The organism is Streptomyces sp. a15 (genome assembly GCF_059026085.1).
Map to the genome: position 1 here is coordinate 523,974 of NZ_JBWLKM010000001.1, position 14,649 is coordinate 538,622.

Below are 14,649 nucleotides of genomic sequence, written 5' to 3' on the forward strand. Positions count from 1 at the left end.
GACGAATCCATGTACAGCGTCATCGTCGTGCCGCCGGCCGGCACGAGACCGGACGGTCAGATCAGGATCGCCACGGGTGAGCAGCTCACCTTCGGCAGGGCCGCGAAGGGCGGCGGCCTCACCATCGGGCACGAGGGAGTGCCGCGGGTCGCCGGCGAGATCACCGCACACCGCACCTTCTGGCTGCTGAGCAACCTCAGCGCGGACCAGACCTACGTGGTGGAGAACCCGGAGGGCGCGGGCGAGCACATCAAGGTCGGGCCGGGCCGCCTGGACGCGCCCGTGCCGTTCGAGTTCGCGCGCGTGGTCCTGCCCGCCGCGGGCGACCTGCTCACCTTCGACGTCTGGGCACCGCGCCACACCTTCCGCAGCGTCGACCGCCACGCGCTCTCCGGGGCCGTCACCGCACCGGCGTTCACTCTCGACCGCACCAAGCGGTACTTCGCGGTCCTGACCGCGCTGTGCGAACCCCGCCTGCGCGGCGACCTGCACGTTCCGCTGCCGGCGGTCGACCAGCTGGTGGAACGCCTACGCCCGGTGTGGCCGGCGGTCAGCCGCTCCGCCGTCTACTGGAACATCGACTACCTGGCCCTCAAGCTGCGCCTGCGGCCCGGCCCCGACACGGCCGAGCCCGGCCGGCGCGTCAACGGCAAGAAGGAGTCCCTCGTCTCCCTCGCCCTCCGCTTCGACCTGGTGCGCGAGGACGACCTGGTGGTGCTGGCCCCCGCTCCGAGCGGGGTGGGCCGGTGACCGGGCAGTCGTACGCCGTCACCGTGCCGAAGGGGTACCGGATCGGCCCCTGGGAGATACGCGAACCTCTCGCGTCCGGGGCCTTCGCCACCGTCTACGCGGCCAGACGCGTCGGCGACGCACTGCCGGACCTCCCCCGCCGGGCCGCCCTGAAGTTCCTGCCCACCGGCACCCGGACCCCGCGCCAGCTGCACCACCTGCGGGAACTGGCCGACCGCGAGGTGGAGTTGCTACGTCGGCTGCGCGCACCCCACCTGATCCGCATGTACGACACCCTGACGGTCGACGACGCCGAGCACCCGGAACTCGACGGCGCCACGGTTCTCGTACTGGAGCAGGCCGAGGGCTCCCTGGACGCCGTACTGGACCACACCCCGAAGCCGGAGGCGGGGCCCGCCCTGCTCGCCCAGATCTGCGAGGGCCTGCACCAACTGCACCACGCGGGCTGGGTGCACGGGGACCTGAAGCCGGCCAACGTCCTACTGATGGCGGACGGTTCGGTACGGCTCGCCGACTTCAACCTGGCGGCGGAGCTGGAGGGCACGCATGCGTACGCACCTGCTTTCGCCACCCCGGACTACGCACCACCGGAACTCCTCTGGCCCGAAATGGACGAGCGGGGCACCCGGGTCCGTCCCTCCACCGACATCTGGGCCTTCGGCGTCCTCGCCCACGTCGTCCTGACAGGAACGTTCCCGCTGCCGGGCGCCACGACGGAGGCCCGCTGCGACGCCGCGACGCGGTACGCACGCGGCACGGAGGAGCTCCGGCTGTCCCCCGAACTCCCGCCCGTCTGGCGGGAGATCATCGCCGACTGTCTGGCGCGTACCCACGAGGAGCGCGCCGCGCACAGCACGGCCACACTCCTGCATCGCGTGCAGCGAGCCGCGGACGTGGCACGTTCGGCACGCCTGCCGCGGTTGCGGCCTCGCGCGTGGCGCCGGCATCGGGTGCTGGCGGCGGCGCTCGCGACCGTGCTGCTGGCTTCGGCGGGAACGGCGACCGCGGGATACGTGTACGTCCACGGGGCCGACGCGCCCATGTACGCGACCCTGGCGAGGGAGGCCCGCTTCCCCACCGGACCGGACGGCGAGATGGTCTACGGCTACCACCGCTGCCCCGAGGACAGCCTCTGCTTCTTCAGCGAGCACAACGGCAACGGCGAGATGTGCAGTTGGCGGGGCGACGACCCGGACTGGCAGTCGGGCGGGAAGACCTGCGGGTGGGCCGCCGAGCGGCCGGTCCGGTCGATCGTCAACAACATCTCGGAGCAGCGGGAGCGTCACGACGTGGCGTACTACCGCGGCACCGACTTCAGCCCGGCCGGCTACGACCGCCGCCGGGAAGCCCAGCGGACCGGCTGCACCAAGGTGAACGGCATGGGCAACCTGGCGGGCACCTACGCGCCGCGGTCGCACGAACTGGTCGACACGTGTGAGTCCGAGCCGCTGCTGGGGACACTGCTGTCGTTGTTCTGGTGAGCCCTCCCGAACCCCGTTGCTTCACGCGGAGGTCCGGCCGTCGCCGCCGGACCTCCGCGCGGCGGCGGCCCGGAGCAGGGACGCCCCCGCGGGGGTCAGGGTGTGCAGCACGGTCGGGCCGCGCCGCTGGGTGGTGATGAGTCCGGCGTCGCGCAGTGCGGTGGCGTGCCGGCTGGCCGAGGACGCGCTCACCCCTGCCGCACGGGCGATCTCACCGGTCGTGGCGCCGACGACGACGGCGCTCAGGGCGGCGGCCCGGGCACGCCCGAGCAGGGCGGTCAGAGACGCGGCGGGCGAACCGCCCTCGTCGGCCCCGGCCGGTTCGTGGACCAGCGGATAGACCAGCACCGGCGGCAGGGTGGGGTCGGCGAAGGTGATCGGACGCTCCAGGAGGAAGTACGACGGCACGAGGAGCATGCCGCGGCCGTCCAGCCGTAAGTCCCGGTCCACGGAGGGGTGGTAGTCGACGTGCAGAACGGGCCGTTCCCAGCGCATCGAGGGGCCGAGCCCCGCGAGCATGCCCTCGACACCGCCGTCCATGAGCCCGCGGCAGCGGGCCGCGCGCTCGGCTTCGACGCGGGCGTGGATCCGTTCCCCGTACGGGGCGATGGCGGCGTCGTGATAGGCGCGCAGCACCCGCACCAACTCCCTGCGGGCCGGCAACTCGGCCAGCCGCGAGGCCCACGGGGGCGCTCCGACGACCCGGTCGAGGATGGCGACTTCCTCGCGGACCCGGCGGGACGGTGTCGCCAGGATGGCATCCAGCCCGGCGTCGAGCCCGCCGGCAGCCTGGAAGGGCGTCAGGAAGTCCGGAAAGTAGGCGGCCCTCGGAAAGAGCGGCAGCAACACACTCCGCACCGCACGCTCCAGTCCCCGCTCCCGCAACCGCCCGCGGGTGGTGCGGTACCACTCCGCGTACGCCGAGCGGCCCTGCCGGGTCTGCAGGCGGTGCAGGCTGACGGCGATGTCCCAGAGCGGATCCGGCGCGGGACACAACCGGGTGCGGGCAAGGTCGGTTTCGCTGAAGTGGACGCGGAGCATCTCGTTCTCCCCCGTTGAACTCAGCTTTTGCGTTCAGCCGCAACAGGATGGCCGGGCGCGGCGCCTGTGGGCAACAGTTGGCGCACCGGGCATGGCGCGTATGCGCCACGCCGCCTGAAGGGTTTCGGGTCCTGCCGTTCTCCGCCTCCGCCGCTGTGGCCGCAGGCACCACCCGGAGAACGGCGGGGTCCGCCGACCCGGAGGAAGAGGCTGTACGGGGGTTTCACCCCGGAGCGCGGGGCCGGCTGGATCGGCGGGGATGACAGTGCTGCTGGAATGGGGCATCTTCTGCGGAGTGTTCGGCGTCCTGACCGCCCTGGTCTTCGCCGACCGGTCGCAACGCGAGCGGCGCCTTCGCAGACACGGCCGCCGTACGACAGCGATCTGCCGCGACCACCTCAACGCGGAGGGCGACGGCCCGATACGGGTCCGATGCGGCTTCCGCCTCTCCCCCGAGCACAAGGGGGAGTACACCGTCGTCGTCCAGACACGCGAGCGTATCCCCCGGATCGGCGAGGAGATCAGGATCGTCTACGACCCACAGGACCCGGCCAACGCGGAGAACGCGGAACTCGCGTCCATGCCGTCGTTCGGCCGGCACGACATCATCGTCCTGCTCGGGTGGGTCGGCATCTACCTCGTGACCGTGTCCTGCGTGGCCGCCGCCGACTCAGGACACTAAGACGTCCGGAGCGAGTCGAGGAACAGGGCCCAGGCGTGGTGGGGGAACACGAGCGCCGGGCCCTGGGGGGTCTTGGAGTCGCGGACGGGGACCGTGCCGGGGACGTTGTGAGCGACCTCGACGCAGTTCCCGCCGTCGCCGTTGCTGTAGCTGCTCTTGCGCCACACAGCAGTGCTCAAGTCAGTCCGGTTGCTTGCCATTTCGGTAGTCCTCTGCCGCTGCCTCGATCATGGCGAGGGACGCCTCAGGCGGCAGTGCGGCGGCCCTGAGCCGATCGTATGCCTTGCGGTAGCTCTTCACGAGGGCCGGGTCGTCGATGGTGTCACCGCTGTACGACGACTCCGTGTAGACGAGGGGCGGGGCAGCCGGGAAGCACATGACCATGACTGTGCCCAGCATGAGCGGGTGTGGTCCGCAGTTCCACGGAAGGATCTGTGGGGTGATCCGGCGCCGCCGCGCCAGCGCCGCGATGCTCTCCAGCTGTACGGCCATCTCCTCCGGCGAGATGATCGGGTTGCGCAGCAACACCTCGGGCAGGATCACCCAGTAGGACGTGGTAACGCTGGAGAGCAGAATCGCCACCCAGGGAACGGGCTGACGCGGGACGGGCGCCCGTATGCCCTCGCCCTCCCCGTCCACCGACGCCGACGACCCCGCCGCCCCCACCGCCAGCTCCCTCAGCTCCAGCAGCGGCGCGGCCTCCGCATCACACACCCGCGCAAGCGCCTCGACGGCCTCCTCCGGCGGAAGCACCCGCCCGTTCAGATACCGGTCCCAGGAGGACTTCCCGAACCCGGTCCTGGACGCGAGCGCCGCAATGCTCAACCCGCTGCGGTCCTTGTGCTCACGCAGTTGCACAACCAGCTGCCGCAACCGCGGATCAAGCGATTCCGGAAGGTCCTTCCACCGGGACATGTCCACCCCCCATGCGTGTTCGAAAAGCGCCGCCCAAGGATGCCAGACCCCGACGATCACCGCTCCCGCGTCCCACCCCAACCCCACCCGGGACAACATCCCCGCAGCTCAGAGCCGCCCCCGTCCCATCATCACCCCACCCCCCGGAGCCCGCTGGCGCTCCGCTCCGCGCCCATCAGATGCTCTCTCCGGCACACAGCGGGCGGCACGGTCCACCCCCGCACCGCCCGCCGTGCCCCACCGCCGGAGCGCCTGGACCCTGGAAGGTTTCAGGTACCGCCTGGATCCCAGCAGTGCGCACAATCCCCGGACATGTCCGAAAGCCCCAGGATCCGAAAGCCCCAGGAGACGATTCCATGGCCGATCCCAATGTGCTCGCGGCCCAGAAGTGGGTGAACGCGACCTACGCCGGCGTGGCCACCGGGTACATCAAATGCTCGGAAGACGGCAGTACCGGCTGGGCCACGGTGCTCAGCCTCACCCAGGGGCTCCAGCACGAGCTGGGGATCTCACCGACCACGCAGAACTTCGGGCCGGGCACGTTCGCCAGGGTCAAGGCGCGCAACCTCAGACCCGGTGCGGAGACGAACAAGGACATCGTCCAGATCTACAACTTCGCCCTGTGGTGCAAGGGCTACTACGGCTCGGCCACGCCCGACACCTGGGACAGCACGGCAGAAGCGTCATTGTTCGCGCTCGGCCAGGACATGGGGGGCGAGAGGAACAGCCTCACCACGAACCCTGACGCGGATCTGTGGGCCCGGATCACGAAGTCCATGCTCCGGATGGACCAGTTCCGACTGATCGCCGGCGGGAACTCGACCACACGTCATTTCCAGCAGTACCTGAACTCCCGCTATGTGAACCAGTACCGGATCCCGGCCATGGAGATCGTGCCCTGTGACGGCAATTACGACCGGGTTACCCAGCAGGGTCTGATGATGGCGATCCAAAGGGAGATCGGCATCAGCTCGGCGGACATCAACGGATACTTCGGAGAGAAGACGAAGGCCGGCCTCACGGCAAACGCCCTCCGAGCGGGCGACCAGTCAGATCTCGCCTACCTTTTGCACGCGGCATGCCATTTCAACTCACCGACTTATGACGGGTACTCCAAGATCCGCTTCCCCTGGGACAGCATCCGCTCCGACGGCAACGGATACAAGGTAACCACGGAGACCGAGGGCTGGCTGCGCGCTTTCCAGGATTTCACCCAGAACGCAGTGCACGGGGTGGCGACGTTTCAGACATGGGCACAGCTCCTCGTCTCCATGGGCGACAGCTCCCGCAGCGCGACAGCAAGCGACACGATCGAGGCGATCACTCCGGATCGTGCCACGGCACTGCGCAGCGAAGGATTCAAGGCAGTAGGCCGGTACCTCGACGAGCATCTGGACGAGAGCGATCCGTACTACCTCGGCAAAGCCCTGAAGGACGGGGAGGCCAAGAGGATCGTCGACGCCGGGCTGGCACTCGTACCGCTGTTCCAGTACAACGGGACCCAGGTCTGGAACTTCGACTACGAACGTGGCTACGCCCAGGGCACAGCAGCCCACAACAAGGCGCGAGAGCACGGCATACCGCCCGGCTCCTGTATCTACTTCGCAGTCGACTACGACGCACAGGACCACGAGATCACCAGCAATGTAATCCCCTACTTCAACGGAGTCCGCACCGCGCTGGGGGAGCTCGGAGGTCGCTATCAGTTCGGCGTTTACGGAACACGCAACGTGTGTTCGCGCGTCTCGCTCGAGGCAGGTGCCCGCTGGTCGTTCGTCGCCGGCATGTCCTGGGGATACTCTGGAAATCTCGGTTTCCCCCTGCCCGTGAACTGGTCGATGAACCAGATATTCCAGCACGATCCCGACGCGGTCCCGCCCAACGGTTTCACAGACGGCATCATTGCCCCGATGGGGCTGGACAGGAATGTCTGGCGCATCGACTCGGACCCGGGGGTCACTGCACTCGATCAGGATGGCCGTTACGACGAAATATCCCAGCTGGTGGGCTTCGTCGCTGCTCTTGAGGATGCGGCCAGGGAGTACCACGGCCCGAACGCCGACAATGTGGAACTCATCCGCAACGTCATCCTGACCTTCTTCCGCCAGCACAAGTACGACGACAAGCAGTGGAATGTCTTCGGGGGAATCGATACGAACTTCATCGACTTCGCCGCAGGGAAAGGTCTGAAGCTGGAGGCGCCTTTCCGCAGCCCTCGAGACCCGGTATCACACCTGCCGTTGGACATGGAACACACACTGGCGGCCTGTCAAGGGCATCTCAAATACTACGAGTCCGGCGACCGCACGGATATCGGTGACGGCACCGGGTGGCTCGGCGACCTCCTCACCTTCTACGCCGAGTGGCGCAACGACTACAGCGACTTGAGCGGCGAGGAGTTCTGCTCGCGCTACCTCGCCAACCTTCACACCACCAGCGCCTACGGCGACGACGACTGGAAGGCTGACGCCGACGCTTTCAACCTCGCAAGCCGACTGCACGATTCGAGCAGCCTGACAGTTTCCCAGGCACTGCGCACCTACTTCCTCACGCCAAACCTGAATGACATCGAATTCCGCCTGTGCCAGCGCCGCTTCAACTCCTTGTACGCAGGTCGTTTCGGTGGCACGCGCGCTGCCCTGACCACTCGCGTCAAGAACGCCCTGCTGGGAATCGACTCGAGCTTGGCCATGAACATCGGACATCTCATCCTCGGAAGAGATCTGATATTTGACGGCAATCTTCCGGGGATGATCCCGGGAAGCGAACTGGATAGTTTCGTCAGCGGGTACACGGACAAGCTCATAGCCGACCTCAAAGCGGAGCCGAATCAACCATGATCACACGCAGACGACTTCTCGGTGGGGCGGCTGGAATCACCGGTGCCGCAGCTCTCGCCGGCCTGGGTATCACAAGCCCTGCGTACTCCGCACCGGTACAAGGAGCGGTCTCCGGCGCGAAGGGGAGCAAGTCCGCCAACGGCTGGGCCATCTCCTCCGACGCCATCGCCACCTTCACCGTCTCGGGCTCGGGAAAGAACGTCCCCCTGCATTCCGACGCTGCCCCGGTGCTGCTGTACATCGCACGCCGCTGGCACTACGAAATTCTCCCCCTCACCGAGGGAACAGACACCGTGATCGGCCACAGCACGGACCGCACGTCGGACCTCGGCTTCGAGTCGAACCATCTGTCCGGAACGGCGATCACACTGCACACGGGATCATTCCCCCTCGGCGGCGGGGATGGTCTGTGGCCCCACCAGGAAGCCATCGTGCGGGACATACTCGCCGACTGCGAAGGCGTCGTGAGGTGGGGCGGTGACCTGGACCCGGTGAAGCAGTCCCACTTCCACATCGACGTGCCGCCATCCTCAAAGGAGTTGGCCCGTCTTACGCAGAGGTTTCGCACCTGGGAACTGAAGCCGGGCCAGGGACCCGGCGCGGTAGCAGATCCCGCGGCCCCCGCCCGGAGGGCGAAAGCACGACGACTCAAGCACGCCCAGAGCACGCCCTGAGCGAAAGGAAACGTCATGTCCAATAGACGATGGAAGCTCGGCCTCGGCCTCCTTGCCGCAGGCTTGTCGACAGTCCTGGCCGCCACCCCGGCACTCGCTGTTCCGGCCAACTCGGGGGTCTACGGCACCACGTTCGTGGACGGGGACGGGGTCCTCACGGACGACTTCGGTGACCATTTCTCGGAGCTCGGCCACTCCCTGTGCAACGGATGCGCCGACTCGAACACCGACATCGTGCTGATGTGGCAGTCCATTCTGGCCGCGGAGGGGCTCATCAGCCTGTCCGGGATCGACGGACAGTTCGGTCCCGCCACCGCCACTGCCACCAGGCAGTGGCAGACCCGCTACGGCCTGACCGCCGACGGATGGGTCGGCAACGACACCTGGCGCGAGGCGGACGACCGTATGGAGTGGCACGGCTTGGAATGGCGTGAGACAGCCACCTACGACGCCACCGGTGACGGCACAGTCTCCTTCGAGCGGGGCAACAGCTACTCGTACACGGATCCGGCGGATGGTGGTGCCTACCGCATCACCGGCATGCACCGAGGTTCCCACGGACGTTGGTTCGGCGGGGGCACCCGCATCCAGTTCCACCAGGACACCGTCCGGGTCACCGGTTCCTGGTGATCGTGACTCGGCGGAACCGTAATCACGTCCTGTAGCGGCGCCGTCGCCGGTACCGGTACCGGCGAGGCCGCGACGTACTCATGTCACATCGGGTAGAACGCCAACGACAATCGCGACGCGGAACTCGTCGAGGACGGACCGGTCGGCCCGAAGACCTGGCGGTACCTGCGGCAGGAAAGAGTCCCCACGCACGGCCGCGGTGAGCACGGTTCCGGTGCTCACCGCGGCCTGTCCCCGTCTCCCCCGTTGTACGAGTGCACCGCCGTGAACGATGAGGTGCTCGCCGACGCCCTCACAGGCGTCGGGCTGGATATCTGGCGCCTCTGGGCCACTCCCCCGTCCCGGCACGATAGCCTCGCGAGAACTGGAGTGGTGCATAAGGACGTTGAGGAAGAACAGCACACGGGGGATCCATGACAGACGAACGGCACCCCACGCCGTCGTACACCCCGGCGTCCGGTGACGCCGCGCTGAAGCAGGCAGGCGCGACCCCGCTGCAACCCGCCGATCCCGGCCGCATCGGGCCGTACGTCGCGCTCGGGCGGCTCGGCAGCGGTGGCATGGGGCGGGTCTATCTGGCCCGCCCTGCCGACGACAGCCCAGGGCTCGCCGCCGTCAAGGTGATCCGGCCCGAGTACGCCGAGAACGCCGATTTCCGGCGGCGGTTCGAGCGGGAGGCCGCGGTGCACGGGCGGGTCGGTGCGCCGCACGCTCCGCGGCTGCTCGGCAGCGGCTTCGAGGACTCGCTGCTGTGGATGGCCACCGAGTACCTGCCCGGCCTCAACCTCGCCGACGCCGTCCGCGAGTGCGGTCCGCTGGAACCGCCCGGGATGTGGCGGCTGGTGGCCGAGCTCGGGCAGGCGCTGTCGGCGCTGGCCGCCGCCGGGGTCGTACACCGGGATCTCAAGCCGTCCAACGTGGTCCTGTCTTCGCAGGGCGCCCACGTCATCGACTTCGGCATCTCGCAGGCCGCCGACAGCAGCGCGATCACCACCACCGGCAACCGGGTCGGCACGCCCGCGTTCATGTCACCCGAGTACCTGCGCGAGGGCCGCTGCGACTCGATCTCCGACGTCTTCTCGCTCGCGGGCTCGCTCGTGTACGCCGCCACCGGACACGCGCCCTTCGGGGATGGCACGGGGGTCGACGTGATGCACCGGGTCGCCTTCGAGCAGCCCAAGGCCGAGATCATGACCGAACTATCGGATGCCGACCCCGCGTTGGCCGCGCTGCTGGCCGCCTGCCTCGAAAAGGACCCCGCCGGGCGGCCGACCCCGCAGCAGCTGATCGACGCGGCCACGGCCGCCGGGTACGACCGCGCCGCTCCCTGGCAGGAACCGCTGGCCACCCGTCTGCTCTCCCGGCAGCAGGGCTGTGAGCTGCTGGAAGACGCCTCCGCCGAGGACACCGGGCACTTCCGTCCGCCGACGTGGGGGGTGGCGGCTCCCGCGCCCGGCCCGGCCTACGGGGCGCCGACGCCGCCGACACCACCGGGGCAGCACGGCGGTCCGGGGACGCCCGTGCAGTACGCGCCCTCCGCACACCCCTCCGGCGAGCACGGCGGCCGACGCAGGCGAAAGGCGCTTCTCCTCGCCCTCACAGCCGGCATCGCGGTGGTCGCCGTGGCCGCGGGCGCCTTCTTCCTCACCCGCCCCGACCTCGACGAAACCGCCTCCGCCTCTCCCACGGCCTCCACGTCGTCCTCCGCCGACGCCGAAGCGGCCTCGGCTCCCCCCAGTTCCTCCGGCTCGCCTTCTGCGACCAAGGGGACGGAGACCACCGGCGAGAAGGGGGAGGTGACGGACGAGGAGTCGGAGAAGGCCGACAGCGCCCCGCCCGGATCCACCGGCGGAGCACAACCCGCCCCCGACGACGACCCGACCGCCACCTCCGGAAGCGGAGGCGGCGGCAGCGGGAGCAACAACGGCGGCAGCACCCCGACCCCCACTCCCACCAAGACCGCGGCCAAGCCCGCCACCCCGCCCTGGATCTCCCAGTGCACCTACTACTCCGGCACCGAACTCACCACCTACGGCGACAAGGGCCAACGCGTCGTCCAGGTGCAGTGCATGCTCACCAAGCGCGGCTACAGCGTCGGCGGCGCGGGCGTGGACGGCCAGTTCGGCGAGGACACCGTGTCGGCGGTCAGGCTGTTCCAGAGCGACAAGGGACTGGAGGTCGACGGCGACGTGGGGCCCAATACCTGGGCGGGACTGCGCAGTTCGACGTGACCAGGACGAGGGCCCGCCGGTCACCGACCGGCGGGCCCTCGCTCGTTCACGTCCGGCACCCTCAGTGGAAGAAGTGCCGCGTCCCAGTGAAGTACATCGTGATGCCCGCCTTCTCCGCGGCCTCGACGACGAGTTCGTCACGGACCGAGCCGCCGGGCTGGACGATGGCCTTGACCCCGGCCTCGCTCAGGACGTCGATGTTGTCGGGGAAGGGGAAGAAGGCGTCTGAGGCGACGTACGAGCCCCGCGCCCGCTCCTCGCCCGCCCGCTCGACCGCCAGCTTGCAGGAGTCGACCCGGTTGACCTGGCCCATTCCGACGCCGACCGAGGCACCGTCCTTGGCGAGGAGGATCGCGTTGGACTTCACCGCCCGGCAGGCCTTCCACGCGAAGGCGAGGTCGGACAGCTCCTCCGCGCTCAGCGCCTCGCCCGTCGCCAGGGTCCAGTTGGCCGGGTCGTCGCCGTCGGCCTGGAGGCGGTCGGTGACCTGGAGGAGGACACCGCCGTCGACCGGCTTGAGCTCGACCGGGTTGGACGGGCCGTCGGGGGCCTTCAGGACGCGGATGTTCTTCTTCTTGGCGAGGGCCTCGAGCGCGCCGTCCTCGTAGTCGGGCGCGACGATGACCTCGGTGAAGATCTCGGCGACCTGCTCGGCCATCTCCTTCGACACCGGACGGTTGACGGCGATCACGCCGCCGAACGCCGACAGCGGGTCGCAGGCGTGCGCCTTGCGGTGTGCCTCGGCGACGTCCGTACCGATCGCGATACCGCAGGGGTTGGCGTGCTTGATGATCGCGACGCAGGGCTCGTCGTGGTCGTACGCGGCACGGCGGGCGGCGTCCGTGTCCGTGTAGTTGTTGTACGACATCTCCTTGCCGTGCAGCTGCTCGGCCTCGGCCAGACCGCCACCCGTGCCGTCGACGTAGAGCGCGGCCGGCTGGTGCGGGTTCTCGCCGTAGCGGAGGGTGTTCTTGCGCTCCCAGGTCGCGCCCAGGAAGTCGGGGAACCGCGACTCGTCCACAGGGGCGTAGGAGGAGGCGAACCAGGACGCCACCGCCACGTCGTACGACGCCGTGTGCTGGAAGGCCTCCGCCGCCAGGCGCTTGCGGGTGGACAGGTCGAAGCCGCCGTCCTTGACCGCCCCGAGGACGTCCGCGTACCGCGCCGGGCTGGTGACGACCGCCACCGACGGGTGGTTCTTCGCCGCCGCGCGCACCATCGACGGGCCGCCGATGTCGATCTGCTCCACGCACTCGTCGGGGGAGGCGCCGGAGGCGACCGTCTCGCGGAACGGGTAGAGGTTGACCACGACCAGGTCGAACGGCTCCACGCCCAGCTCGGCGAGCTGGCGCCGGTGGTCCTCCAGGCGGAGGTCCGCGAGGATCCCCGCGTGCACCTTCGGGTGCAGCGTCTTGACGCGGCCGTCCAGGCACTCGGGGAAGCCGGTGAGCTCCTCGACCTTGGTGACGGGGACACCGGCGGCGGCGATGCGGGAGGCGGTCGACCCGGTGGAGACGAGCTCCACGCCCGCCTCGTGCAGGCCGCGCGCGAGGTCTTCGAGGCCCGTCTTGTCGTAGACGCTGACGAGCGCCCGTCGGATGGCCCGCTTGTTGCTCTCGGCGGTCACTGGATAACTACCTTTCGTCCCTCGATGCGATAGCCGTTGCGGCAGAGCCGCCCCACGACATCGACGAGCAGCCTTCGCTCGACTTCCTTGATGCGCTCGTGCAGAGCGGCACCCTCGTCCTCGTAGTCCTCGTCCCGGACCTCGACCACGCCCTGAGCGATGATCGGCCCGGTGTCGACCCCGTCGTCGACGAAGTGGACGGTGCAGCCGGTGACCTTGGCGCCGTACGCGAGAGCGTCGCGGACGCCGTGGGCGCCGGGGAAACTGGGCAGGAGGGCGGGGTGGGTGTTCACGAACCGCCCCCCGAAGCGGGCCAGGAACTCCTTGCCCACGATCTTCATGAACCCGGCGGACACGACAAGGTCGGGCTCGTACGCGGCCACCGCCCCGGCGAGGGCCGCGTCCCACTCGTCGCGGGTGGCGTGGTCCTTCACCCGGCAGACGAAGGTGGGGATCCCGGCGCGCTCGGCGCGGGCCAGTCCTTCGATGCCCGCGCGGTCCGCACCGACGGCCACGATCTCGGCGCCGTAGGCCTCGGCGCCGGCGGCCGCGGTGGCGTCGATGAGCGCCTGCAGGTTCGTACCGGAACCGGAGACCAGCACGACGAGGCGCTTGGCCACGGGCTTGGCGGCCACGGTGGGGCCCTTTCTCGGGGGAGCGGCTTGTGCGGGCGGCTCGTGTGTTCATACGAATGCTTCGCGCCCCGGGATACGGGGAAGTCTACGAAGCGGCCGACCGTCAGCAACGATACCGGCACACCGGGCGGCCCCCACGGGACGGGGGCGTGGCCGGAAGGTAGCGTCTGGGACGAGCAGGCTCGGGAACGCGGTCGTCGTGCGGTGCGTTCTCTCTGTGACAGCTCAGGACAGACAGCCGTACCACCTAACAGACAGCCGTATCACCTAGGGGAAGACGCTCACTTGATGCCGGACCGCAGTCTGCGACTCCTTACGCTCCCCCCGCAGTCATCGCAGGGAGGGGAGCGTAGCGGTGTGCTTCTGCGGGAGCGCCCCGCCTCACCGCCCGACGCGCCCTCGGGCGACGCGGGCAAGCAGGACGGGGAGGGGCAGGGCGGCCCGGCTCCGGCTCCGGCTCCTGGCTCGGCCCCGGCTCCGGACGAAAACCCGTTCGCACCGCCGCCGGAGGGCACCCCGGACCGGCCGTGGCAGCCGCGCCACCACCCGGCGGGCCAAGAGGGCAAAGAGGGCGGCGACGGTTCGCAGGGTGAGGGTGCCGGCGGTGGCGCCCCGGCCCCGTGGGGCAGTCAGTGGAGCGACCAGCAGCCCGGCCGTTCCCCCGGTGGCTTCGGCGAGCGCCCGGGTGCCGGTCCCGAGGGCCCGGCGGGCGGCGGCGGGCAGGGCCAGGGACCGCGCTGGGACCCGACGGACCCGGCCCAGCGACGCGCGCGGTACGCCCTCCTGTCCGGCATGTGGGCCTTCTTCTTCGCACTGTTCAGCTGGCCCTACGTGGCGCTGATGCTCGGTGCGCTGGCCCTGTACTGGGGCATCACAGCCCTCCGCGCCAAGCCCCCCGCCGCCCCCGACCCGAACATCCCGGCGCACCCGCAGAGCGGCCGCCCGCAGCGGACCGCCGCGGTGAGCGGCCTGGTCACGGCGTCCCTGGCCATCGCCCTGGTCGCCGCGGGCTTCACCGTGAAGCTGGTCTACAGCGACTACTACACCTGCACGAACGACGCCCTCACCAACGAGTCGAAGCAGACCTGCGCAGAGCTTCTGCCCAAGGAGCTGCGGGGAGTGCTGGGGGCCAATAGCTGACGG

12 protein-coding genes and 2 pseudogenes are annotated in these 14,649 nt (G+C 69.5%); 8 read left to right on the forward strand and 6 right to left on the reverse strand.

The features are described 5' to 3' along the window. Positions 1 to 9: 9 nt before the first annotated feature. Together AC5P09_RS02445 and AC5P09_RS02450 are read left to right on the forward strand one after the other, a co-directional pair. Positions 10 to 750 (forward strand): FHA domain-containing protein, encoded by a 741-nt coding sequence (locus AC5P09_RS02445; protein WP_493872189.1) that lies wholly within the window; start codon positions 10 to 12, stop codon positions 748 to 750. Next, positions 747 to 2,231 carry a protein kinase domain-containing protein gene (locus AC5P09_RS02450; protein WP_493872190.1) on the forward strand — a complete coding sequence of 495 codons (1,485 nt, stop codon included), beginning with the start codon at positions 747 to 749 and terminating at the stop codon, positions 2,229 to 2,231. Before AC5P09_RS02445 ends, AC5P09_RS02450 begins: the two co-directional genes overlap by 4 nt. A 21-nt stretch (positions 2,232 to 2,252) precedes the next feature. Here AC5P09_RS02450 and AC5P09_RS02455 read toward each other — a convergent pair whose 3' ends face one another. Next, a complete protein-coding gene (locus AC5P09_RS02455; RefSeq protein ID WP_493872191.1) occupies positions 2,253 to 3,272 on the reverse strand; it encodes an ArsR family transcriptional regulator in 1,020 nt (339 codons plus the stop codon). Positions 3,273 to 3,531: 259 nt separating this feature from the next. On the opposite strand from AC5P09_RS02455, the gene AC5P09_RS02460 reads away from it, so the two are divergent. Then, positions 3,532 to 3,954: a hypothetical protein gene (locus AC5P09_RS02460; protein ID WP_493872192.1), complete on the forward strand. Its 423-nt coding sequence runs from the start codon at positions 3,532 to 3,534 to the stop codon at positions 3,952 to 3,954. Here the strand turns inward: AC5P09_RS02460 and AC5P09_RS02465 are convergent. From AC5P09_RS02465 to AC5P09_RS02475, 3 genes and pseudogenes are all read right to left on the reverse strand, one after another. After that, the gene (locus AC5P09_RS02465) at positions 3,951 to 4,154 is read right to left on the reverse strand and encodes a DUF397 domain-containing protein (protein ID WP_493872193.1); all 204 of its coding nucleotides are present in this window, start codon (positions 4,152 to 4,154) and stop codon (positions 3,951 to 3,953) included. The genes AC5P09_RS02460 and AC5P09_RS02465 overlap by 4 nt on opposite strands. Continuing rightward, positions 4,135 to 4,512 (reverse strand): annotated as a pseudogene (locus tag AC5P09_RS02470) (DUF5753 domain-containing protein); the annotation flags it as partial. The gene AC5P09_RS02465 and the pseudogene AC5P09_RS02470, both read right to left, overlap by 20 nt. A 138-nt stretch (positions 4,513 to 4,650) precedes the next feature. Beyond that, positions 4,651 to 4,968 (reverse strand): annotated as a pseudogene (locus AC5P09_RS02475) (helix-turn-helix domain-containing protein); the annotation flags it as partial. A gap of 257 nt (positions 4,969 to 5,225) precedes the next feature. On the opposite strand from AC5P09_RS02475, the gene AC5P09_RS02480 reads away from it, so the two are divergent. The 4 genes from AC5P09_RS02480 to AC5P09_RS02495 all read left to right on the forward strand — a co-directional run bounded on the left by AC5P09_RS02480 (position 5,226) and on the right by AC5P09_RS02495 (position 11,244). Then, entirely contained in the window at positions 5,226 to 7,709 is a 2,484-nt protein-coding gene (locus AC5P09_RS02480; protein WP_493872194.1) for a glycoside hydrolase domain-containing protein, read from the forward strand. After that, complete coding sequence (locus tag AC5P09_RS02485; RefSeq protein WP_493872195.1) at positions 7,706 to 8,383, forward strand: hypothetical protein; 678 nt, start codon at positions 7,706 to 7,708, stop codon at positions 8,381 to 8,383. The genes AC5P09_RS02480 and AC5P09_RS02485 overlap by 4 nt, the downstream gene beginning before the upstream one ends. A gap of 15 nt (positions 8,384 to 8,398) precedes the next feature. Beyond that, positions 8,399 to 9,013 carry a peptidoglycan-binding domain-containing protein gene (locus AC5P09_RS02490; protein WP_493872196.1) on the forward strand — a complete coding sequence of 205 codons (615 nt, stop codon included), beginning with the start codon at positions 8,399 to 8,401 and terminating at the stop codon, positions 9,011 to 9,013. Between the two features lie 413 nt (positions 9,014 to 9,426). After that, the gene (locus AC5P09_RS02495) at positions 9,427 to 11,244 is read left to right on the forward strand and encodes a protein kinase domain-containing protein (protein WP_493872197.1); all 1,818 of its coding nucleotides are present in this window, start codon (positions 9,427 to 9,429) and stop codon (positions 11,242 to 11,244) included. Between the two features lie 61 nt (positions 11,245 to 11,305). Here the strand turns inward: AC5P09_RS02495 and purH are convergent, their stop codons facing one another. Both purH and purN read right to left on the reverse strand, forming a co-directional pair. Beyond that, positions 11,306 to 12,871, reverse strand: a complete 1,566-nt coding sequence (purH, locus tag AC5P09_RS02500) for a bifunctional phosphoribosylaminoimidazolecarboxamide formyltransferase/IMP cyclohydrolase (RefSeq protein ID WP_493872198.1) — start codon at positions 12,869 to 12,871, stop codon at positions 11,306 to 11,308. Continuing rightward, positions 12,868 to 13,506 (reverse strand): phosphoribosylglycinamide formyltransferase, encoded by a 639-nt coding sequence (gene purN / locus AC5P09_RS02505; protein ID WP_493872199.1) that lies wholly within the window; start codon positions 13,504 to 13,506, stop codon positions 12,868 to 12,870. The genes purH and purN overlap by 4 nt, the downstream gene beginning before the upstream one ends. Before the next feature lie 288 nt (positions 13,507 to 13,794). On the opposite strand from purN, the gene AC5P09_RS02510 reads away from it, so the two are divergent. Next, on the forward strand, positions 13,795 to 14,646 hold the full coding sequence (locus AC5P09_RS02510; RefSeq protein ID WP_493872200.1) for a DUF4395 domain-containing protein: 852 nt from the start codon (positions 13,795 to 13,797) through the stop codon (positions 14,644 to 14,646). The last annotated feature ends 3 nt before the right edge of the window (positions 14,647 to 14,649 follow it).

Coding starts and splice junctions, on each gene's coding strand:
- AC5P09_RS02480 (WP_493872194.1), top strand. CDS start 5,226: ATGGCCGATCCCAATGTGCTCGCGGCCCAGAAGTGGGTGAACGCGACC.
- AC5P09_RS02445 (WP_493872189.1), top strand. CDS start 10: ATGTACAGCGTCATCGTCGTGCCGCCGGCCGGCACGAGACCGGACGGT.
- AC5P09_RS02465 (WP_493872193.1), bottom strand. CDS start 4,154: ATGGCAAGCAACCGGACTGACTTGAGCACTGCTGTGTGGCGCAAGAGC.
- AC5P09_RS02460 (WP_493872192.1), top strand. CDS start 3,532: ATGACAGTGCTGCTGGAATGGGGCATCTTCTGCGGAGTGTTCGGCGTC.
- AC5P09_RS02495 (WP_493872197.1), top strand. CDS start 9,427: ATGACAGACGAACGGCACCCCACGCCGTCGTACACCCCGGCGTCCGGT.
- AC5P09_RS02485 (WP_493872195.1), top strand. CDS start 7,706: ATGATCACACGCAGACGACTTCTCGGTGGGGCGGCTGGAATCACCGGT.
- AC5P09_RS02490 (WP_493872196.1), top strand. CDS start 8,399: ATGTCCAATAGACGATGGAAGCTCGGCCTCGGCCTCCTTGCCGCAGGC.
- AC5P09_RS02455 (WP_493872191.1), bottom strand. CDS start 3,272: ATGCTCCGCGTCCACTTCAGCGAAACCGACCTTGCCCGCACCCGGTTG.
- AC5P09_RS02510 (WP_493872200.1), top strand. CDS start 13,795: ATGCCGGACCGCAGTCTGCGACTCCTTACGCTCCCCCCGCAGTCATCG.